Annotated in this window: 22 protein-coding genes and 1 tRNA gene; 12 read left to right on the top strand and 11 right to left on the bottom strand. The window is 65.2% G+C overall.

The genetic code is table 11. The features are described from left to right. Positions 1-427: 427 nt before the first annotated feature. Both ACQR13_RS19370 and ACQR13_RS19365 read left to right on the top strand, forming a co-directional pair. Positions 428-625: a hypothetical protein gene (locus tag ACQR13_RS19370; RefSeq protein WP_006614936.1), complete on the top strand. Its 198-nt coding sequence runs from the start codon at positions 428-430 to the stop codon at positions 623-625. Between the two features lie 86 nt (positions 626-711). Beyond that, complete coding sequence (locus ACQR13_RS19365; RefSeq protein WP_434863116.1) at positions 712-1188, top strand: GcrA family cell cycle regulator; 477 nt, start codon at positions 712-714, stop codon at positions 1186-1188. 85 nt (positions 1189-1273) lie between these two features. Here ACQR13_RS19365 and ACQR13_RS19360 read toward each other — a convergent pair whose 3' ends face one another. Together ACQR13_RS19360 and ACQR13_RS19355 are read right to left on the bottom strand one after the other, a co-directional pair. Beyond that, positions 1274-1705, bottom strand: coding sequence for an endonuclease domain-containing protein (locus ACQR13_RS19360; RefSeq protein ID WP_315752903.1), 432 nt, complete (start codon positions 1703-1705; stop codon positions 1274-1276). A 106-nt stretch (positions 1706-1811) separates the two neighbouring features. Then, positions 1812-2780, bottom strand: a complete 969-nt coding sequence (locus ACQR13_RS19355; protein ID WP_315711480.1) for an SDR family NAD(P)-dependent oxidoreductase — start codon at positions 2778-2780, stop codon at positions 1812-1814. Positions 2781-3004: 224 nt separating this feature from the next. Between ACQR13_RS19355 and ACQR13_RS19350 the strand changes: the two genes are divergently transcribed. From ACQR13_RS19350 to ACQR13_RS19315, 8 genes are all read left to right on the top strand, one after another. Then, positions 3005-3160 carry a hypothetical protein gene (locus ACQR13_RS19350; RefSeq protein ID WP_315711478.1) on the top strand — a complete coding sequence of 52 codons (156 nt, stop codon included), beginning with the start codon at positions 3005-3007 and terminating at the stop codon, positions 3158-3160. A gap of 399 nt (positions 3161-3559) precedes the next feature. After that, a complete protein-coding gene (locus ACQR13_RS19345; protein ID WP_315827194.1) occupies positions 3560-4669 on the top strand; it encodes a BMP family ABC transporter substrate-binding protein in 1110 nt (369 codons plus the stop codon). Then, the gene (locus ACQR13_RS19340) at positions 4666-5775 is read left to right on the top strand and encodes an ABC transporter permease (RefSeq protein ID WP_315752905.1); all 1110 of its coding nucleotides are present in this window, start codon (positions 4666-4668) and stop codon (positions 5773-5775) included. The genes ACQR13_RS19345 and ACQR13_RS19340 overlap by 4 nt, the downstream gene beginning before the upstream one ends. Positions 5776-5778: 3 nt before the next feature. Then, complete coding sequence (locus ACQR13_RS19335; RefSeq protein WP_315752906.1) at positions 5779-6705, top strand: ABC transporter permease; 927 nt, start codon at positions 5779-5781, stop codon at positions 6703-6705. Positions 6706-6720: 15 nt separating this feature from the next. Further along, positions 6721-7404 (top strand): biuret amidohydrolase, encoded by a 684-nt coding sequence (biuH, locus tag ACQR13_RS19330; protein WP_315752907.1) that lies wholly within the window; start codon positions 6721-6723, stop codon positions 7402-7404. A gap of 50 nt (positions 7405-7454) precedes the next feature. Further along, positions 7455-8930 (top strand): ABC transporter ATP-binding protein, encoded by a 1476-nt coding sequence (locus ACQR13_RS19325; RefSeq protein WP_315753017.1) that lies wholly within the window; start codon positions 7455-7457, stop codon positions 8928-8930. 153 nt (positions 8931-9083) lie between these two features. After that, on the top strand, positions 9084-10643 hold the full coding sequence (locus tag ACQR13_RS19320) for an oleate hydratase (RefSeq protein ID WP_315752908.1): 1560 nt from the start codon (positions 9084-9086) through the stop codon (positions 10641-10643). Between the two features lie 115 nt (positions 10644-10758). Then, positions 10759-12318, top strand: coding sequence for an oleate hydratase (locus ACQR13_RS19315; protein ID WP_315752909.1), 1560 nt, complete (start codon positions 10759-10761; stop codon positions 12316-12318). Positions 12319-12846: 528 nt separating this feature from the next. Here ACQR13_RS19315 and ACQR13_RS19310 read toward each other — a convergent pair. From ACQR13_RS19310 to ACQR13_RS19270, 9 genes are all read right to left on the bottom strand, one after another. After that, positions 12847-13728, bottom strand: a complete 882-nt coding sequence (locus ACQR13_RS19310; RefSeq protein ID WP_315752910.1) for an AraC family transcriptional regulator — start codon at positions 13726-13728, stop codon at positions 12847-12849. Positions 13729-13829: 101 nt separating this feature from the next. After that, on the bottom strand, positions 13830-14705 hold the full coding sequence (locus ACQR13_RS19305; protein ID WP_315711465.1) for a class I SAM-dependent methyltransferase: 876 nt from the start codon (positions 14703-14705) through the stop codon (positions 13830-13832). Between the two features lie 187 nt (positions 14706-14892). After that, positions 14893-14970, bottom strand: a tRNA-Pro gene (locus tag ACQR13_RS19300). Positions 14971-15175: 205 nt separating this feature from the next. After that, a complete protein-coding gene (locus tag ACQR13_RS19295; protein ID WP_315752911.1) occupies positions 15176-15739 on the bottom strand; it encodes a MerR family transcriptional regulator in 564 nt (187 codons plus the stop codon). Positions 15740-15874: 135 nt separating this feature from the next. Next, positions 15875-16231 (bottom strand): integration host factor subunit alpha, encoded by a 357-nt coding sequence (locus ACQR13_RS19290; protein ID WP_315711462.1) that lies wholly within the window; start codon positions 16229-16231, stop codon positions 15875-15877. Positions 16232-16351: 120 nt separating this feature from the next. Next, positions 16352-17326 (bottom strand): beta-ketoacyl-ACP synthase III, encoded by a 975-nt coding sequence (locus tag ACQR13_RS19285; RefSeq protein ID WP_316188491.1) that lies wholly within the window; start codon positions 17324-17326, stop codon positions 16352-16354. After that, complete coding sequence (gene plsX / locus ACQR13_RS19280) at positions 17323-18384, bottom strand: phosphate acyltransferase PlsX (RefSeq protein WP_315752912.1); 1062 nt, start codon at positions 18382-18384, stop codon at positions 17323-17325. The genes ACQR13_RS19285 and plsX overlap by 4 nt, the downstream gene beginning before the upstream one ends. Before the next feature lie 319 nt (positions 18385-18703). Next, entirely contained in the window at positions 18704-19330 is a 627-nt protein-coding gene (locus ACQR13_RS19275) for a YceD family protein (protein WP_316188492.1), read from the bottom strand. 4 nt (positions 19331-19334) lie between these two features. Continuing rightward, positions 19335-19871: a ubiquinol-cytochrome C chaperone family protein gene (locus tag ACQR13_RS19270; protein WP_315711454.1), complete on the bottom strand. Its 537-nt coding sequence runs from the start codon at positions 19869-19871 to the stop codon at positions 19335-19337. Positions 19872-20000: 129 nt separating this feature from the next. On the opposite strand from ACQR13_RS19270, the gene ACQR13_RS19265 reads away from it, so the two are divergent. Both ACQR13_RS19265 and ACQR13_RS19260 read left to right on the top strand, forming a co-directional pair. Further along, positions 20001-20462, top strand: coding sequence for an outer membrane protein assembly factor BamE (locus ACQR13_RS19265; RefSeq protein WP_315711452.1), 462 nt, complete (start codon positions 20001-20003; stop codon positions 20460-20462). Between the two features lie 156 nt (positions 20463-20618). Further along, entirely contained in the window at positions 20619-21626 is a 1008-nt protein-coding gene (locus ACQR13_RS19260) for a Bug family tripartite tricarboxylate transporter substrate binding protein (RefSeq protein ID WP_315752914.1), read from the top strand. The last annotated feature ends 151 nt before the right edge of the window (positions 21627-21777 follow it).

Below are 21777 nucleotides of genomic sequence, written 5' to 3'. Positions count from 1 at the left end.
GCGCGCAACGCCCCTTCCGAGTGAGGCGGGATGGCGGCATCCAAAGCACAATTTCCGGAAAAGCGAAAGCGTTATTTCTGGAATGACGAACTTTTCTCGCCGTGACCGCGATGACCCGTCTGCCTGCTCTGCTTAAAATTCACCAAGGGGATCCCGAAGCAGGCGCCGCGGCACGGCGGTGGTTGAAGCGACCATCGGGCACCGCGGCTAACGCGAATCTTCCCGGCCCTTGCTTTCCCGTACCATTCCGGCCCCGGACTCGCCGAGCGGGCGGAGAGTCACCATCGCGACCTCGCCGATTCGTCATATTACGATAAAATTCAATATCTTAACCAGTTATCCCCAAGCCGCTGTACAACCTATTGAATTCCTAATAGAGTCTAAAAAGTTACTTTTCTGTACACCGGTTACGGACTAGCTTTTAGGCATGGCGACGGAAAAAGCCGAAACTGACCGCATCCCCGTAACCCTAGCCCTGGCAACCATCGGCTATCTCGAAAAGCTCGTGAAACAGGGAACCCACGGCACCAGCGTTCCGGGTGTCTGCAGAACGTTGATTGAAGAAGGCATCCGGCTCGCCATCAAGGATGGGCTGCTGTCGATTCGCGACAACGGACGGGCGTAAGCTAGGGACACGCAACGCGGACAACAGTTTCGGTGCAGCCGTCGGCCAGGACGATCCAGGACGGATCAAACTTGGAAGCGACAACAATGCCCGCCGAACGACAGACACTCCCCACCTGGACCGAGGAACGGCTCCAGGCCCTGAAGCAGCACTTTGAGGCCGGGCTGACCTGCCGAGAGATCGCCGCCGAGCTCGGCGTCAGCCGCAACGCCGTGATCGGCAAGATCTCCCGCCTGGCGCTGACGCGCGACAATGGCGGCGACACCAGGCGCGTGGTGCGCGCCGAGACGACACGCGATGGCGCACGCCGTCCCGTGCCAAAGCTGCGCCGCCGCATCCTGCGCGCGATTCAGAACGACCCGCCGCCTGTGATCGTCGAGGAGCCGGTCGGCACCGTCGTGAACGGCTGCTCGCTGTTCGAGCTCTCCAAGGAACGCTGCCGCTGGCCGATCTCGACGCCCGGCGCGGATGATTTCTGCTTCTGCGGATCGAAGCCGATCGAGGGGCTGCCGTATTGCCCGAGCCACACGCGGATGGCGTACCGGGTGGCGTCGTCGCGGTAGGCAACAATCTGCCGAGCTCCTTGTCGGAGCCTTCCCCGCGCGGGCAGCAGAGCCCGCATAGAGCTAGCTGACGCGCTACGCCTTGCTAAGTCTCCGCGTTCTGCGGGGACGGCGCGGCGGTCTCGTCTCCCCTCCCCCTTGCGGGGAGGGGTCGGGGGTGGGGGTCCACGCGCACCGGACTTCGTGAAGCACACCTTCGAATGTTGCCCAGCACGTCATTGTTCCAGAAGCGAAGAACGCGATAGCCGGCGGCTTCGAGCTGTCTGGTGCGCACAGCGTCCTCTTCTTTCCGCCAGTCATGCTGGCCACCATCAACTTCGATCACCAGCTTCGCTTTGCGGCTAGCGAAGTCGACGACGAAGGGACCAATCTGCGCCTGGCGGCGGAAGTGAGAGCCCGCCAGCTTGAGGTCGTTGCGAAGATGCTGCCAGAGGACGCGCTCGGCTTCGGTTGGCTCGGCGCGCATGTGGCGGGCGAAGGATCGTCGGCTGTCGTCCATGGCATCCGGTTTCATCATTGGCAGCGGGACTCGGGGACCCCCACCCCCGACCCCTCCCCGCAAGGGGGAGGGGAGCTCACCGTCTGCGTAGCGAGAGCAGCGATCTTTAACTAACAACAATCCCCTATCCCAGCTTCCACCCCGCCTCCTGCGCGAAGCGCTGGAAGAACTCGGGCTCGTAGGCCTGCTCCGGCGACTGGCGGACACGCAGGTCCAGCAGCTTGGCGTCCTCGCCGACGAGGATGCGCCATTGCTCCGCCTTGACGCCGTCGAGGATGATCTTGGCCGCCTGTGCCGCCGTGGTCGGCGCGTCCTCGAGGAAGCTGCGGGCGCGCTCGCGGGCGGCAGCCTGGATGTCGGCATCGCTCATGGCGGCGACGTCGATGCCCATGCCCTTCATGCGCTGGCGCGCAAGCCCGATCTCGGTCTCGCTCAGCTCGTCGGACTCGGTGCCGCTCTGCACCTTGCGCGAGTTCGACACGATCGAGGTGCCGATGTGGCCGGGCATCACCACCGAGCATTTGATGTGCGGGGCGTTGAGGCGGAGGTCGTTGATCAGCGCTTCGGTAAATCCCTTCACCGCGAACTTTGCGGCGCTGTAGGCGGTGTGCGAGACGCCCATGCCGACCGAGGCCCAGAAGCCGTTGACGCTCGAGGTGTTGACGATATGGGCCTCGTCTGCCTTCAGCAGCATCGGCAGGAAGGTGCGGACGCCGAGATAGACGCCGCCCCAGCAGATGTTGAAGGTGCGCTCCCACTGCTCCCGGGAGTTGGTGAACAGGCTGCCGCCGCCGCCGATGCCGGCATTGTTGAACAGCAGGTGGATCCTGTCCGTGGCCTGCTGCTCGGCGAGCTCATCGCGAAAGCGCTGCAGCTGCGCTTCGATCGAGACGTCGGCGACATGGGTGGTGACACGCAGGCCCTGCGGCAGCTTCTCGGCCTCGCACAGCCGCTTGGTTTCGGCCATCGCCTCGGCCGAGACGTCGCACATGGCGACGTTGCAGCCTTCGGCAACGAGCTGGCGCGCGAGCTCGCGGCCCATGCCCGTGCCGCCCCCGGTGATCACGGCGATCCTGCCGGCGAAATCCTTCATTGGATGGTCTTCCTTCCCTGCTGCGGGACGGCCATGCCGTCCCGGCGACTTGCTCGTTCTCTTCGCGGAACGCGTTCCGAGCTTAGGACGTTTCGCCGGCCTGACCAGAGGGGATGTCGGGGATTTGCGTTGCAGCGCATGCAACGAAGATTTCAGCTTGGGGTTGAACCTTCTCGAGGGGCGTCCGACTTATTCCACTGGGAGGCAGGCTCGAGGAGGTTCGCATGGCGTACCAACAGGGGCACTGGCAGGACGAAGGCTGGCGCGACACGATGGTCGATCCCGCGGGATCTGACGACGGCGCCTATGTGACGGGCTGGACGATCAGCGGGCTCGCAGTGATCGGCACCATCGTCGCGGTCTGGCTGCTCGGGATCTGAGACCCGAGACGGTCTGCAGCAGATATGAAAAGGCTCGCCACCGGCGATCGGCCTGCGCAGGACGATTGCGCCGCCTCTCCTCCTCGCCGCGACGTTCGTTCTGCACCGCTTTGAGCTGGAGGCCGCCGCCGCGTCGCAGGCAGCGGTACAGGTCCCATCCGGCGAACTCGTTGCATACAATTAAAGTCAATTGACTAGATTTTAGGCTGATATCGAGCAGGAAATTCGTCTACCTAAGCTGCGATCATCTGCAAAATGTTGCCATTTCAACAGCTTGGTGCGCCTGCCTTCCCGCGCGCCGCTGGCACAAAGCTTGCGATCACCCCCTTCAAGGCTCCGCCGTGGCGGTGAAGCCGAGATGACAGCGCGGGCGGACCGACCCGCCGAGGGAGCTCACCAATGGACTTTGGCAGGATTTCACGACGGCATCTGTTGCAGGGTGGCGCGGCGCTGACGCTCGGCGCAGCCGCGGGCCTGCGGCCGGCCTTCGCAGCGGAGACGACGATCGGCTTCATTTATGTCGGCTCGCGCGACGACTACGGCTACAACCAGGCGCATGCGCAAGGCGCGGCGGCGCTGAAGAAGCTGCCCGGGCTGAAGGTGATCGAAGAGGAGAAGGTGCCGGAGACCGACGCGGTCGAGAAGACGATCGAGTCGATGATCAATCTCGACGGCGCCACGCTGCTCTTCCCGACCTCGTTCGGCTACTACAATCCGCACATGATCAAGATGGCCGCGAAGTATCCGAAGCTGCGCTTCGAACACTGCGGCGGCCTGTGGAGCGAGAAGGACCCGAAGAACGCCGGCTCCTATTTCGGTTATATCGACGAGGCGCAATACATTGCCGGTATCGTCGCCGGCTATACGAGCAAGAGCGGCAAGCTCGGCTTCGTCGCCGCCAAGCCGATCCCGCAGGTCCTGCGCAACATCAACGCCTTCACGCTCGGCGCCAAGCTCGCCAATCCCAAGGCCACCACGCAGGTGATCTTCACCGGCGACTGGTCGATGCCGGTCAAGGAGGCCGAGGCCACCAACAGCCTGATCGACCAGGGCGTCGACGTGCTGACCTGCCATGTCGATGGTCCCAAGACGATGGTGGAGAATGCCGCGCGCCGCGGCGCCTTCGTCACCGGCTATCACGTCAACCAGTCGCCTTTGGCACCGAAAGCGTATCTCACGGGCGCAGAATGGAATTGGGAAGCGCTGTATCCGAAGTTCGTCAAGATGCTCCAGGCTGGCGAGAGCATTCCGAACTTCTATCGCGGCGGCCTCAAGGAAGAAGTGGTCAAGATCTCGGCGTATGGCGAGGCGGTGTCCGAGCAGGCGCGCAAGCATGCCGACGACATCAAGAGCAAGTTCCTCGGTGAGGGCTACACCATCTTCAAGGGCCCGATCAAGGACAACAAGGGCAACACCGTGATCACCGCCGGCACCGAGCGCGGCCAGAAGGATCCTGAGCTCGAGAAGATGGACTACCTGGTCGAGGGCGTGATCGGAGCCACGTCGTGACATCAGAGGCGGCCGATCCGGTTGATGCGGCCGCCATCGCGCCGGCCGCCGACGCAGGTTTCCTGCAACGCCATGGCGCGAGCATTGAATACATTCTCATCCCGGGCGCGGCGCTGGTCGCCGCGCTCATCGTGTTCGGCATCTTCGTCGCGCTGTTCGGCAAGAACCCGCTCGACCTCTATTGGTACATGTATTACGGCGCGTTCGGCACCTGGTTCTCCTGGCAGAACACGCTGAGCCGCGCCGCGCCGCTGATCCTCACCGCGCTGTGCACCGCCCTGCCCGCGCAGCTCGGCATGGTCATCATCGGCGGCGAAGGCGCGCTGCTGATCGGCGCGCTCTCGGCGACCTCGGCGGCGCTGGCGCTGCAGGGCCTGCCGCCGCTCGTCGTGCAGATCGCGATGGTGATCGCCGGCATGGCCGGCGGCGGGTTGTGGATCCTGCTGTCCGGGGCCTTGCGGCAGTATCGCGGTGTCAACGAGACGATCTCGAGCCTGCTGCTGGTCTATATCGCGCTCGCGATCCTCAACCATCTCGTCGAAGGCGCGATGCGCGATCCGGCCAGCCTCAACAAGCCGTCGACGCGCGAGATCGGCGCCGCCAACATGATCGGCAGCATTCCCGGCACCGACGTGCATTGGGGCCTGGTGTTCGGCCTGATTGCCGCCATCGCGGCCTATGTGCTGATCTACCACACCACCTTCGGCTTTGCCGCGCGCGTCGCCGGCGGCAACATCCGCGCCGCCAAGATCGTCGGTCTGTCGGTCGGCAAATTGATCCTCACCGTCTGCTTTCTCGCGGGCGCCTGCGCCGGCCTTGCCGGCATGGTCGAGGTCGCCGCCGTGCAGGGCCGCACCAATGCCAACCTCGCGGTCGGCTACGGCTTCACCGGCATCCTGGTGGCGTTCCTGGCGCGGCAGAATCCGCTCGCCATCATTCCGGTCGCGATCCTGCTCGGCGGCATCAATGCGTCGGGAGGACTGCTGCAGCGCCGGCTCGGCCTGCCCGACGCCTCGGTGCTGGTGCTGCAGGGCATCATCTTCATCTCGGTGCTGGCGAGCGACGCGCTCTATGGCCGCATCGGTTTCCTCAAGGGAAAGTCCTGATCCATGGCTGACGGCAATATCGGGCTCTGGACCGTGCCGCTCGCGGTGCTCGGCGGCGCCATCCGCGTCTCCACGCCGTTCCTGTTCGTGAGCCTGGGGGAATGCATCACCGAGCGTTCGGGCCGCATCAATCTCGGCCTCGAGGGCACCCTGGTGATGGGCGCAATGAGCGCCTATGGCATCTCCTATCTCACGGGATCGCCGTGGGCAGGCGTGCTCGCCGCTGGCCTCACCGGCGCGCTGCTCGGCGCGCTCCACGCCGGCATCTGCTCGCTGCCGCGCGTTAACGACGTCGCGGTAGGAATCTCGCTGATGCTGTTCGGCACCGGCCTCGCCTTCTTCCTTGGCAAGCCGCTGATCGAGCCCACCGCCGCGCGGCTGCCGGCGATCGATTTCGGCCGGTGGAGCGACGTGGCGCAGGTTCGCGCCGCGCTGCGCATCAACGTGCTGTTCCTGCTTGGCGTGGCACTCGCGCCGTTGCTGCTATGGGCATTCAAGACCACGCGCTGGGGCCTCCTGATCCGCACTGCCGGCGAGAGCGCCGACGCAGCGCGGGCGATGGGCCATTCGGTGCTGATGATCCGACTGCGCGCCACCATGGCCGGCGGCTTCCTCGCCGGCATCGGCGGCTCGTTCCTGTCGCTGTTCTATCCCGGCAGTTGGAACGAGGGCTTGTCGTCGGGACAAGGCATCACGGCGGTGGCGCTGGTGATCTTCGCACGCTGGGACCCGATGCTGTGCCTGTGGGCCTCGCTGGCGTTCGGCGGCGCCGCCGCGCTCGGACCGGCGCTGCAATCCGTCGGCGTCACCTCCGGCTATCACTTGTTCAATGCCGCGCCGTATATCCTGACGCTGCTGATCATGATCATCACCTGCTCGCCGAAACGCACCCTGAGCGGCGCGCCGGCTGAATTGTCCATCACCCGCTGATTTCGGAGGTCCATCATGACCACGCGCACCATCCGCTCCGAGCCCTATGCCTGGCCCTACAACGGCGATCTCCGTCCAGAGAACACGGCACTGATCGTGATCGACATGCAGACCGATTTCTGCGGCGTCGGCGGCTATGTCGACAAGATGGGCTATGACCTCTCCTTGACCCGCGCCCCCATCGAGCCGATCAAGACGCTGCTGACGGTGATGCGCGCGCAGGGCTTCCTGATCATACACACCCGGGAGGGCCACCGCACCGATCTCTCCGACCTGCCCGCCAACAAGCGCTGGCGCTCGCAGCAGATCGGCGCCGGGATCGGCGATCCCGGGCCGTGCGGCCGCATCCTGATGCGCGGCGAGCCCGGCTGGGAGATCATCCCGGATCTCGCGCCCCTGCCCGGCGAGATCATCATCGACAAGCCCGGCAAGGGCTCGTTCTGCGCCACCGACCTCGAGCTGATCCTGCGCCTCAAGGGCATCCAGAACATCGTGCTGACCGGCATCACCACCGACGTGTGCGTCCACACCACGATGCGCGAAGCCAATGACCGCGGCTTCGAATGCGTGCTGCTGTCGGACTGCTGCGGCGCCACCGACAAGGGCAATCACGATCACGCGCTGAAGATGATCAAGATGCAGGGCGGCGTGTTCGGCGCGGTCGCGACCTCCTCCGCGCTGATCGAGGCGCTGTCGTGATCGGCGACGATCCGACGCCTGCGGGCGCGTTCGGCGTCGAGGCCATCGCGATGACGATGCGCTTCGGCGCGTTCACCGCGCTCGACAATGTCGAGCTGAAGGTCAGGCCCAGCTCGTTCCACGCGCTGCTCGGCGAGAACGGCGCCGGCAAGTCGACCTTGGTCAAATGCATCATGGGCTACTATCGGCCGACCGAGGGCGACGTGCTGATCGCCGAGCGCGAGCGCGCAATCGACAACCCCAGGGATGCGCATGCGCTCGGCCTCGGCATGGTCTACCAGCACTTCACGCTGGTACCGGCGATGACGGTGGCCGAGAACCTGGTGCTGGCGCGTGACGACGTACCGGCAGTGGTCAACTGGGCCAAGGAGAAGAAGGAGCTGGAGGCCTTCCTGGCGCGCATGCCGTTCCGCGTGCCGCTCGACGCCAAAGTGTCGGACATCTCCGCCGGCGAGCGGCAGAAATGCGAGATCCTCAAGCAGCTCTATCTGAAGCGGCGCTTCCTGATCCTGGACGAGCCGACCTCGGTGCTGACGCCGGGCGAGGCGGATGAAGTCCTGGGCATGCTGCGCAAGATGGTCGAGGCCGGCGAGCTGACCATTTTGATGATCACCCACAAATTCCGCGAGGTCATGGCGTTCGCCGACGAGGTCACGATCCTCCGGCGCGGCAAGCTCGCCGGCCGCGGCAAGGTCGGCGAGCTCACCCCCGACGACATGGCGCGGATGATGATCGGCGCCGAGCAGCTCACCGTACAGCCGGCGCGCACCGGCGCGGCCGGTGCGATCAGGCTCGCGATCGACAAGCTGGTCGCCCGCGACGACGCCGGAGGCCTGGCAGTGCATGACCTGTCGCTGACCGTACGCGCCGGCGAGATCGTCGGCATCGCCGGCGTCTCCGGCAACGGCCAGCGCCAGCTGGTCGAGGTGCTCGCCGGCCAGCGCGAGGCCGAGAGCGGCGCTGTCAGAGTTTCCGGCGCAGCCTATTCCGCCACGCGCGACGAGATGCGCCGGCACAAGATGTCGCTGCTCCCCGAGGAGCCACTGAGGAACGCCTGCGTCGGCGGCATGAGCGTCGCAGACAACATCGCGCTCCGCGATTTCGACCGCGTTCCGTTCGCGCGCGGCGGCTGTTGGCTGAACAAGTCCGCCTTCCGAAAGGACGCGACCGCCAAGATCAACCGCTACAAGATCAAGACCCGCACGCCGGACACGCCGATCTCGGCACTCTCAGGCGGCAACGTGCAGCGCGCCGTGCTGGCGCGCGAGCTCGGCCACGACGTCGAGGTGCTGATCGCCGCCAATCCCTGCTTCGGCCTCGACTTCGCGGCGGTGGCGCAGATCCATGCCGAGATCATGGCCGCCCGCAACCGCGGCGCAGCCGTGCTCCTGGTCAGCGAGGACCTCGACGAGCTGCTCGAACTGTCGGACCGCCTCGTGGTGATGTTCCACGGCCAGCTGGTCTACGAGACCCGGGCGAGCGGTGCCGATCTCACCGAGATCGGCCGCCACATGGCGGGGCATTGAGCCGGCCCCGCGAAACGACTTCAACGTGTTGACGACTAATTCATCGCGCCGGGGTAACATGGCTCCCGGCGGGCTTTGATCGGCCTGTGATACGCCGCGCCTGCCCGCATTTTCGTTATTGTGTTTCAAACCCTTAGATTGCAGGTCGGTCTCATGAAGGCCTATTTCATCGGCGGCGGCATCGGTTCGCTCTCAGGCGCAGCATTCATGATCCGCGACGGCGGCATCTCCGGATCGGACATCACCGTCTTCGAGAAGCGCCTGCCCTATGGCGGCAGCCTCGACGGCACGCGTCTTCCGGACGGCTCCTACTCGATGCGCGGCGGGCGCATGCTGACGACCGAGCAATACGAATGCACTTGGGACCTGCTGTCGACCATTCCCTGCGAAACCAACGCTCAGGAGACCATCCTCCAGGAGACCGTGGCGTTCAACAAGCTCCACGTCACCCACGCGCAGGCGCGGCTGGTCGACGGCAACCGGCACAAGGTCGACGTCTCCACCATGGGCTTCTCGATGCAGGACCGCATCGAGATGACCAGGCTCACCGAGGCCTCCGAGGAGAAGCTCGGCAATTCCTTGATCTCGGACTGGCTGTCGCCGCCTTTCTTCACCACCAATTTCTGGTACATGTGGCAGACGACGTTTGCCTTCCAGACTTGGCACAGCGCGGTCGAGTTCAGGCGCTATCTGCGCCGCTTCATGAACGAATTCCCGATGATGGATACGCTTGGCGGCGTCAAGCGGACGGTGCACAATCAGAACGACTCGATCGTCAAGCCGCTGGTCCGCTGGCTCGAAGGCCACGGCGTCAACTTCGTCGGTGGCACGGATGTCACCGATATCGAGCTCGTCACCATCAGCGGCAAGCACCGCGCCGTCAGGCTTGCTCTGACGCAGGACGGCGCGAGCCGCACGATCGATCTCGCCGACGACGATCTGGTGTTCTACACGGCCGGCTCCATGACGGATGCGACCAGCCTCGGCAGCCACGGGGCTCCGCCGCAACAGCTCACCAAGGACGACAGCCACGGCTGGACCCTGTGGGAGAAGCTCGCACAGGGCCGCCCCGAGTTCGGCAATCCGGTCGCGTTCAATTCATCGGTCCCGGAATCGAGCTTCGAGTCGTTCACGGTGACCTGCCGCAATGCGCGCTTCTTCGATGCGATGCAGACTTTCACCGGCAATGTCGCCGGCACCGGCGGGCTCGTCACGTTCAAGGATTCGAACTGGCGGATGTCGATCGTGCTCTACACCCAGCCATACTTTCCGGACCAACCCGACAACATCAGGATCTTCTGGGGCTATGGGCTCTATCCCGATCGCGTCGGCAATTTCTTGGGGAAGCCGATGTCCGAGTGCAGCGGCGCCGAAATCCTGAAGGAGCTGTGCGGGCATCTGCGCTTCCCGCTCGCCGTGTTCGACGAGGCGACCTGCGTGCCGTGCTGGATGCCCTACATCATGAGCATGTTCATGCCGCGCAGCTTTGGCGACCGGCCGCTACCGGTGCCGCTCACCTCGCAGAATCTCGCCTTCATCGGCCAATATGTCGAGCTGCCTGAGGACGCCGTTTTCACGATCGAATATTCGGTGCGCGCGGCCATGCATGCGGTCTATCAGCTCTTGAAGATCGACCGGGCCATTCCGCCCGTGACGCCCTACGACAAATCGCTGAAGGTGCTGCTGCAGTCGGTGGTGAAATCATTCGCCTGACGGACCACGCGAGATCGTGATCACCGCGCGTCGCAGCGCTTGACCTGGATCAGTTCCATGAGGGAACACAGCGGCTAAGCCCCGGATCGTAGCACACGATCCCGGGTGAACCATCATGAAGGCGTATTTCATCGGCAGCGGCATCGGCGCATTGGCCGGCGCGGCATTCCTGATCCGTGACGGCGGCGTCGAAGGCCGCGACATCACGATCTTCGAAAAGCACCTGCCCTATGGCGGCAGCCTCGATGGTGCGCGGCTGCCCGACGGCTCCTATTCGCTGCGCGGCGGCCGCATGCTGACGACCGATCACTACGAGTGCACGTGGGACCTGCTCTCCACCATCCCCGATGCCGGCGATCCCAACCGCACCGTGCGCGACGAGACGATCGCCTTCAACAAGGTCCATGTCGCGCATTCGCAGGCGCGCCTCGTCGACCGCAACCGGCACAAGGTCGACGTCTCGACCATGGGCTTCACCATGCAGGACCGTCTCGAATTGGTGCGGCTGACCGAGGCCTCCGAGGAGAAGCTCGGCAACTCCCGCATCACCGACTGGCTGTCGCCGCCGTTCTTCACCACGAACTTCTGGTTCATGTGGCAGACGACGTTCGCGTTCCAGCCCTGGCACAGCGCGGTCGAGTTCAAGCGCTATCTGCATCGCTTCATGAACGAGTTTCCGCGCATCGAGACGCTGGCTGGCGTCAAGCGCACCGTGTTCAATCAGTACGACGCGATCGTCGTGCCGCTCGTCAAATGGCTGGAGGGCCGTGGCGTGAATTTCGCTGGCGGCGTCGACGTCACCGACATGGAGATCGCGACGGAAGCCGGCAAGCACGTCGTCAAGCGCCTGATGCTGGATCGCAACGGCCAGCCGGAGACGATTGCGCTGTCGAGCGACGATCTCGTCTTCCTGCAGAACGGCTCGATGACGGACGCGACCAGCCTGGGCACCCAGGATGCACCGCCGCCGCGGCTCACCAAGCAGGACAGCCAGGGCTGGACGCTGTGGGAGAAGATCGCGAAGGACCGCCCCGATTTTGGCAATCCCGCGGCGTTCAACTCATCGATACCGGAATCCTGCTGGGAATCGTTCACCGTCACCTGCCGCAATCCGCGCTTCTTCGACGCGATGGAGGCGTTCAGCGGCAACGCCGCCGGCACCGGCGGGCTCGTCACCTTCACCGAATCCAACTGGCTGATGTCGGTCGTGCTGTATCACCAGCCGCATTTCGTCGATCAGCCTGCCGACGTGCAGGTGTTCTGGGGCTATGCGCTGCATCCCGATCGCATCGGCAATTTTGTGCCGAAGGCGATGGCCGATTGCGGCGGCGCCGACATTCTCAAGGAGCTCTGCGGCCACCTCAACTTCGATCTCTCGGTGTTCGACCAGGCGACCTGCGTGCCCTGCCGCCTGCCCTACATCACCAGCATGTTCATGCCGCGCAACAAGGCGGACCGGCCGCTGCCGGTGCCGGCGAACTCGAAGAACCTCGCCTTCGTCAGCCAGTTCGTCGAGATCCCCGACGACGTCGTGTTCACGGTGGAATACTCGGTGCGCGCGGCGCAGATGGCGGTCTATCAGCTGCTCGGCATCACCCGGGCGATCCCGCCGATCACGCGCCACGACAAGTCGTTCCGCGTGCTGATCGAGACGATGGAGAAGGCCTTCGCATAACGCCTCTCGCATCGGCAAGAACGAGCGCGCCCGGATCAGTCTCGATCCGGGCGCGCTTTCCGTCTCGCGAGGCACAGATGCGCCTCGATCCTTGTTGCGTGAATTGTCAGTAGCCGAGCAGTGCGAGACCGACCCAGCTGACGGCAAACAGCGATACCACCGAGGTTGCAGCGGCGAAAACGGACAGCGAAACTTTCAAAGTCCTGAGGACCATACGCGCCTCCTTCAACGACAATGAACAGCACATCGGGGTGAACCCCGATGTCAGTCTGAAATTTCCTGGAACCGGCTCCACAACGAGCCGAACACAGGTTTGGTGCGCGCGTGCGCGCAAAGGTTCAATGTCAGGGTGTGGGGCCTCAATTGAGCTGCTCGATCGTTAACGGACATGGCCGATCGCGGTTCCCGAATGGAACAGGAATCGCTCCAACGAAGGCCCCTCTCCCCTTCAGAGCCGCCTTCTGCGGGGCTCGAAGGTTGAGAAGGCTCCTGGCTGCAAGTTTTTAGGATGGATCCGGCCGTCAGGCGCTATTTCAGCGGCAGGAACAGGTCCGCAGCCATTTCGTGCTCGGGAACCTCCGGGAAGAAGTTCAGCCGCTGGCAATAGATCGGGAAGTCACGCGCCTCCTCGCCGCTGGCCGGAAGCCAGTCGCGATAGAGGAACAGCGCGGCCGGCTCCAGATTGTGGGTGTTGCCGACGACACGCAGCACCGCGCAGCGTCCGCCGGGGATCACGCCGGCCCTGATTGTCGCGTCCTGCGTTTCGACCGGCTGGTCGGTCCCGACACAAAGGTCCACGCTGTAGTCGGCAGGCGAGGCCGGGCGACGCTCGGAGCGCCAGACCGTGAAGGTTGGATTGGCTCGGGGATGTAGGCCGGCGGCCTTGCGCCAGGCGATGAAGCGCTGGATCGTGGCGCCGAGCGTGGCCGGGTCGCCGCGATGCTCCATGATCGCCACCGGCGTGGTCGGCACCTCGCGAATCGTCACGTCGTCAGGGGTATAGGTCGTCCGCATCAGCTTGCTCCTTGCGTCGTCGAGAGGCCCGAAGGCCGCAAGCCACGGCTCCCAGTCGGGAGATTTCCGGAACGATGACGGCGATTGCCCGAACCGTTGCCGAAAGGCGCGGGCAAAGGCGTCCGGCGCATCGTAGCCGGCCTCCATCGCGACCTCGGTGACGCTTTGGGCATCGCTGTAGGCCAGCTGATAGGACGCCCGCTTCATGCGGGCGAGCTGGATGTAGCGATTCACGGACAGACCGAAGGTCGCCGTGAACTGCCGGTGGAAATGATATTTCGAGTAGGCCGCGATGCTGCTCAGCGCGTCCAGATCGAGATCATCCTCCAGATGCCGGTCGATATGATCCAGCACCCGCTGCATCCGCGCATGGTAGTTTCGCAGCGCCGCCTTCATCGTTCCGTGCTCCGTGGCGGCTGCAGCTAAGCGCAGGCGGACATGACGCGCTCGACCGATCTTGCGACTTTGTCACGGGACGCAGTGATCAAGACCGACTTTCACGGATCGACGGCCGTCACGGTCCAGAACGAAGCGGGCACCATGACGCCCGGGCCCTTGGCGTAGCGCGCCAACGCCTTCCTCACGGCGGCCGTCGCGGCCTCCACCGCCTCGGACGACTGCCCGGCCACGGCACGGCCGGCGGGCCCGATCGCGAGAGCCGTCTGCACCGCGCTATCGAGGCCGGCGCCCGCGCCGAAGTCGAGCGCGACGTCGTGACGCTCCAGCCGGATGCGCCGCAGCCCGGCATCGGTCGTCACCTTCTCCATCCACTCGGGAGCACCGAACGCGAAATCGTCCGGCGCGTGCGGCGGCAAGCCCGGCAGCTTCGGCACGTGGTCATAGGCCGCCTGCAGCGGCTCCAGCGCCCACGGGTTGTCGCGCAGCTCGCCCCAGCAGGCGAACGCGACGCGCCCCTCCGAATGCAGCGCATTGCGGATGTTGAGCACGGCGCGCACCGGATTGGCGAAGTACATGACGCCGAGGCGCGAGATCACGAGATCGGCGCTCGCGGCCTTGAAGTGGTGCACCATGGCGTCGCCTTGCACGAAGCTCACCGGCGCATCGGCAGGGGCGAGCTCGTGGGCCGCGGTCAGCATGGCTGCGGACACGTCGAGGCCGAGCACGCTGCCGCCGGGGCCGACCTTCTCGGCCGCCGCGATCAAGGTCGCCCCGCAACCGCAGCCGATGTCGAGCACCCGTTCGTCCGCCTGAATTGCCGCGCGCTCCAGCAGCGCCTCCTGCACCGGCGCCAGCAGCGCATCGATCTCGGCGCGGCGCGCGACCCAGCGCCCGCCGCCCGCACCGTTCCAGAAGGCGATCTGCTCGGCGTTCTCGAAATGCCCAAAGGAGATGTCGGCGACGGCGGCGTCCATGAGGGAAGTCTCGGCAACAAAGTTCACAAATGAAACGAGCCGGCTCGAACAGTGTCCAGCGGCGCCCAGTTCGGGGAGTTTAGGGGGCGGTCTGCAGCTTGAAAAGCCAATCTCACGGACGAAGCGGTCGTGGCAGGTGCGCGCAAAACCGCATCGGCCGACGTCAAATACAGCGATTTGAGAAAAATGGTCGGAGCGGCGGGATTCGAACCCACGACCCCTAGTCCCCCAGACTAGTGCGCTAACCGGGCTGCGCCACGCTCCGATGGCCGTTCCTCTAGCCGTGATCGGGGCGGGATGCAAGGCGCGGCGGGAGGGTTTCATAGTGTGATCGGATGGAGCGGAGATCGTGGCCCTCCGCCCCCTTCCAGAACGGTGGAGAGTGCACAGCCGACTCGCGGCGCTCGGCGTGGCTCAATGCAACGGACACCTGCCGCCATGCTGGCGCATTCTGACGACCAGCCCCGCCCTCAGACTTCCCTCATCGCCCGGTCGAGCAGCGCGCGGCAGTCGACCAGCTCCTTGAGCACGCCCTGGAGCTTCTCCCGCTCCTCCGGCTTCATGCCGGCGCGGGTCGGTGGGCCGACGCGAAAGGTGTCGAGAATGTCGTCCTCGGTGTCGACGAAGCGGAAGTCGATGCCCTCCTCGTCGGAAGCCTCCTCCTCCTCGTCCTCCGATTCGACCTCGGCCTCGCCGATCGGCTCCTCTTCCATCATCGCCTGGCCGAGCGTCTCCTCCATCGCGCCAAACGAGACCGCGGCCGAGCTGTCGGCCAGTCCCTGGACCGATTTGACGCCGTGCTCCTTCAGGATGCGCTGCACACCCTTGATGGTGTAGCCTTCGCCATAGAGCAGACGCCGGATGCCCTTGAGCAGGTCGACGTCGTCGGGCCGGTAATAGCGCCGGCCGCCGCTCCGCTTCATCGGCTTGATCTGGGCGAACCGGGTCTCCCAAAACCGCAGCACGTGCTGCGGAATGTCGAGCTCCTGCGCGACCTCGCTGATCGTCCGAAACGCATCCGGCGCCTTGTCCAAATGCCCGTTCCCCTTCGACCGTGCTGACAAGAAAGTGGGAGACTACGCTGAAAAGACTGGACGAACTGTACGCGGGACGAACGATACGCGTTCGACACGGCCCTGCCGACATGCGGCGGGGCGACGGCCTCGGCCCTAATCCGGCTCGGCGCCGAACTCGGCGCTGGCCTCGCCGTTCATCTTGCCGCTGCCCTGCTGGCCGTTGATGCGCTGCTTCAGGATCGCGGACGGCTTGAACACCATGACCCGCCGCGGCGAGATCGGCACTTCCGTGCCGGTCTTGGGGTTTCGTCCGATGCGCTGTCCCTTCTTGCGCACCATGAACGACCCGAAGGACGATAGCTTGACCGTCTCGCCGCGCTCGAGGCAGTCGGTGATCTCCTTCAAGACCAGCTCGACGAACGCAGACGACTCCGTCCGCGACAGCCCCACCTTCTGGTAGACTGCCTCGCAGAGATCGACGCGTGTGACTGTTTTTCCGGTTCCCGCCATCGCCTGCCCCAAACTCACGGCGAATAATTCGCTCCGGAAATTAAGAGGTTAAGCGTCGGTGGTCAACAGCAGCGTGAATAGAAGTACAGGCCTCAGGCGTAATCCCGCCGCGCGGCAGGCTCACCAGCGCACCAAAGCCGAGCCCCAGGTGAAGCCGCCGCCCATCGCCTCCAGCAAGACCACGTCGCCCTTCTTGATGCGGCCGTCCTTGACGGCCACGTCGAGAGCCAGCGGGATCGAGGCAGCGGAGGTATTTCCATGCCGATCGACCGTCAATACAACCTTCTCCGGCGCGATGTGCAGCTTGTGCGCCGAAGCGTCGATGATTCGCTTGTTGGCCTGGTGCGGCACGAACCAGTCGATGGTCTCGGCCGACAGGCCGGTGGCATCGAAGGCGTCGACGATCACGTCGGTGATCATGCCGACGGCGTGCTTGAACACCTCGCGGCCTTCCATCCTCAGATGCCCGACGGTCTGGGTCGAGGACGGACCGCCGTCGACATAGAGCTTGGCCTTGTGACGGCCGTCGGAGCGCAGATGCGTGGTCAATACGCCGCGATCGGCTGCCGTGCCGCCCTGCTCCTGGGCGTCCAGGATCAGCGCGCCCGCGCCGTCACCGAACAGCACGCAGGTGGTGCGGTCGTTCCAGTCGAGGATGCGCGAGAAGGTCTCGGCGCCGATCACGAGCGCACGCTTGAACGAGCGGCTGCGCAGGAAATTGTCGGCGGTCGCGAGCGCAAAGACGAAGCCCGAGCAGACCGCCTGCAGGTCGAACGCCGCGCCATGATGGATGCCGAGCCCGTCCTGAACCGCCACCGCAGTCGCCGGAAAGGTGTTGTCCGGGGTCGAGGTGCCCAACACGATCAGATCGATCGACTGCGGATCGACGTCGGCCGCGGCCAACGCGGCACGGGCCGCGTTGATCGCCAGATGCGAGGTGAACTCGCCGTCGGCTGCGACGTGGCGCTCACGGATGCCGGTGCGCTGCACGATCCACTCGTCCGAGGTCTCGATGCGGCTTGCCAGCTCGGCATTGGTCACGACCCGCTGCGGGAGGTACGAGCCACAGCCGAGCACGACCGAACGAATTGTCACGAGACAGCCTCCTGGGCGACGGGTTCGGACGCTGGCGCGCCGCCGTCGGGATTGAGTGTTTGATTGATCTTGGTCAGGAGATCGTAGCGGGCCATCTCATAGCCAACCCTGACCGCCGAGGCAAAGCCCTCGGCATCGGTTCCGCCGTGGCTCTTGACCACCATGCCCTTGAGGCCGAGCACCACGCTGCCATTGGATTTGCGCGGGTCGAGCCGGGCCCGCAAAGCGGCGAAGGCGCCGCGAGCCAACAGATAGCCGATCCGGGCAAGCCAGCTCGCCTGGATCGCGCCGCGCAGGAAGTCCGTGACCTGGCGGACGGTGCCCTCGGCCGTCTTCAAAGCGATGTTGCCGCTGAAGCCTTCGGTCACGACCACGTCGGCGGCGCCCTTCCCGATGCCGTCGCCCTCGACGAAGCCGATATAATCGAGCTGCGGCAGGTTCATCGCGCGCAGCTGCTCGGCCGCCTCGCGGATCTCCTCATGGCCCTTGATCTCCTCGACACCGATGTTGAGAAGGCCGACGGTCGGCCTCGGCTTGTTGAACAGCACGCTCGCCAGCGCGCCGCCCATCACGGCCAGCGCGACGAGGTGGTGGGCATCGCCGCCGATCGTTGCCCCGAGGTCGAGCACCACCGATTCGCCGCGCGCGGTCGGCCAGATCGCGGCCAGAGCCGGCCGGTCGATCCCGTCCAGCGTGCGCAGGCAGAAGCGCGCCATCGCCACCAGCGCGCCGGTATTGCCGGCGGACACGGCGACGTCGGCCTCTCCCTTCTTCACCGCCTCGAGCGCGAGCCACATCGACGAGGTCTTGCGGCCGCGCCGGAGCGCCTGGCTCGGCTTGTCCTCCATGCTGACGGCGACATCGGTGTGAATGACGCGCGAGACCGCCTTCAGCCGCGGATGCCGGTCGAGCTCGGGAACGATCTTGGCACTGTCGCCGAACAGCAGAAACTCTGCATCCGGATGGCGGCTCAGCGCGATCGCGGCACCGGGGATGACGACGGCCGCGCCGAAATCCCCGCCCATGGCGTCCAGCGCGATTCGAACCTTTTGAGGCATGACGTCCCGGAAACCTGATCTCGAGCTTTGTCTCGTCTTGGCCTTGACTTGGTTGGCCGTGTTTGGCGGTCGTTCAGAGGCATTGCGCGGCCGGTGGACGGGCCAGAGGCCGTCCGGGCCTTTTCGTCGCACCCCGACCCGGGCGCGACAATAGCGTCTCTCCGTGTCGAAACAACCTCCCGGGAGCGATGCATTTTGCAACCGCCGCGCCGGGCCGGGGCCGGCAGGGACCCGCCTTTGCCATCGAAATCAGCAGCTTGAGAGGATTTCGAGAGGCTTTGTGACAGGATCGATCGTTTCCGGCCTGCCCAACGGCGCGTCAATCCTCACCCGTTTTCTTCGCTTTGACCGCGCCCGGCCCGGCGGCATCTGCCGATTTCAGCGCCTTCAGCGCCGCGAAGGGATGGTCCTCCGGCTCGGCGGCCGCAGCCACCGGCTGCTCGAACACGGCGCCCGGCTTGCGCGGATAGGGATCGATCCCCAGGAGCAGCGCGTCGGCGGCGAGCCGGCCGAGATCGATCTGCCCGCCGATGATCGGCTCCGGCGGATCGGCCGTCTCCACCTCGCTGTTGGGATCGTCCTCGACCAGATCGGCAAGCTCCGGAATCTGCTCCGGCGGGGCGAACATCTGGTCGATCGGCTCGTCGATCTCGATCTCGATCGGATCCAGCGTGACGACGCAGGTCTGACCGATCCGGGCCTGCACACGGCCCTCGACATGCACCTTGCCGTCCCGCTTCTGGACGACGTCGAACGAGGCATGGGCCGAGATGACCTCGCGCAGATCGGCAATCGCGGCGAGCGCGTTGCGCGTGGCCTCGTCGGCCTCGATCTCGCGATGCAGGCCGGCATCCGGAATCTGCGCCACGATCACCGGCGGTGCCCGCCAGGGGTCCTTGGAAGGGTCTCGCGCCGTTTCGCGCGAGGTGTCTCTGTTTCTGGTCATGTCGCTAGTCCTGCTGAACCGGCCGCGGGAAGCTCCAGCCGGCGCCGAGCAGCCTGTTGTCGTCGAGAGCGGCGAGGTGCGCGGCCACCCGCGCCGCATAGGCGGCAAGTCCGGCCGCGCTGTCCGGATGCTCCCCGTTCAAGATATTCTTCTGCAATGCGTCCGCCAGCCGGGCCTCGCTCTCGGACCAGGCAAGGTCATAGGCGGCGGTGCGGCCATAGAACGCCTCGCCGAACTTCTGCATCCGCTTGGGCACGGTGAGATCCCCCACCCCCATCTCGCGCAGATTGTCGTCCATGTCGTCGCAGAACCGGTCGAACAGCGCCTGCGACAGGTCCGATCCCACCCCGCGCAGCCGCCGCAGCACCAGCCAGAGGTGCAGAATCAGCAGATCGAACCGCCCGTCGACCGTGTCAGGGACATTCAAGTGTCTATAAAACAACGGGTCTCGGGTTTGTGCCACGATCGTGCCATAGATCGGCTCGATGGTCCCGCGCGGGGACGGTCGGGATTTCCTGAGATGGTTGAATGGCCAGAGCATGACGGTTCCGCGGTCGAGTTTCCCTGACCCTGTTCAGGGGCATGTTGCAATCCGCAAGTTTGCCCGGTACGTCAACGCCCTGCCCGACGCAAGGGGACGGGATCCGATCTGAAGAAGATGACCCAGACAATGCGAACGACTGCCCGCCTGCTCTCCCGTGGCTTGAGCTCCCGTCTGCGCACCCTTGGTGCGATCGCGCTGACCTGCCTGGCGCTCGGCGCCTGCACCGGCGAGCAGTTCCAGAAGGGCTACATCATGCCGCCGGGCGCGCTGGAGCAGATCCCGATCGGCGCCAGCCAGGACCAGGTGCTGATCGTGATGGGCACGCCCTCGACGGTGGCGACACTCGACGGCGAGGTATTCTACTACATCTCCCAGCGAGCCGAGCGCCCGGTTGCCTTCATGAACCAGAAGGTGGTCGATCAGCGCGTCATTGCGATCTATTTCGACAAGAACCGCCAGGTCCGCCGCCTCGCCAATTACGGCATGAAGGACGGCAAGATCTTCGACTTCGTCAGCCGCACGACGCCGACCTCCGGCCAGGAGCTCAGCTACCTGACGCCGCTGTTCAAGCTGCTCAGCTTCAACTGATCCGGGCCCGATCGCCGCGGTCCGGAATATGTTTCCGGGTGACGGCACAAAGCCGGTGAACTGCGCTGATTGGCGCAGCTCGTGCGCCATTCGCCTGCTTGCTCTGGCGCCGCAATCTTCCCTACCCTGCCGCAAAACACAGGCAGGGAGGAATCATTGGCTCTTCGTATCGCGCTGTCGCGCCGCAAGCTGCTGTCCGGAGCCGCCGCGCTGTCCACAGCCGCCATCCTGCCGCGCGCGAGTCTCGCCGACTGGCGTCCGACCGAGACGGTCAAGCTGATCGTGCCCGCCGCGCCCGGCGGCAGCACCGATGTGATGGGACGCTTGCTGGCCGCGCATCTGCAGACGGCGTGGGGACAATCGGCGGTGGTCGAGAATCGCTCCGGCGGCGGCGGCACGATCGGCGCCGCCGAGGTCGCGCGCAACACCAAGGGCGACGGCCATACGGTCCTGATCGGCAACCCCGGTCCCAACGCGATCGCCTATTCGATCTTCCGCAACCTCGCCTACAAGCCGGATCAGTTGCAGGCGGTCTCCAACATGATCCGCATCCCCAACATCGTCTCGGCGCATCCCTCGACCGGCCTCAAGTCGATCCCGGAGCTGATCGCTTTTCTGAAGGCCAATCCCGACAAGCTGAACTACGCCTCGTCCGGCGTCGGCCAGAGCCCGCATCTGACCGGCGCCTGGTTCCTGCAGCTCACCGGGCTGAAGATGACGCACATTCCGTTCCGCGGCGCCGGCCCGGCGCTGCAGGCCGCCCTCGCCGGCGACATTCAGATTCTGTTCGATAATCTGTTTCCATCGCTGCCGCAGGTGCAGGAGGGCAAGCTGACTGGCCTGTGCGTCACCACGCCGGAACGCAGCGCCAATGCGCCTGACCTGCCGACGATGCGCGAAAGCGCGCCGGAGCTGGCCAAGTTCGACGTCTCGTCCTGGTTCGGCGTATTCCTGCCCAAGGCCTGCCCGCCCGAGATCGTCAGCGCGCTCAACCTGCAGGTCAAGGCGATGCTGGAGCGCGAGGACATCCGCAAGAATATCGCCGCGATGGGCGCGCGGGCCGATTACGGCACGCCGCAGCAGTTCGGCGACTTCGTCCAAGCCGAGACAGCCAAATTCGCGTCGATCATCCAGAAGGAAGGCCTGCAGATGGACGTGAAATAGCCCTGGGCCCGGCGGCGCCGCGTCTCGGCGGAGCATTGGAATGGGGGGTCGTGGTGTAACGGCACCTTAAGCGGGATGATGCGATAGATGGCGGCCGCGTGTCTTTGATCTGGTTGCGAGATACCGTCGGCGGATGCCGGGCCGACAACCT

This window comes from Bradyrhizobium sp. HKCCYLRH3059, from assembly GCF_051168035.1.
Classification (GTDB): domain Bacteria; phylum Pseudomonadota; class Alphaproteobacteria; order Rhizobiales; family Xanthobacteraceae; genus Bradyrhizobium.
Note: the sequence above shows the minus strand (reverse complement) of the source record. Positions and strands in the feature narration are given on the sequence as shown.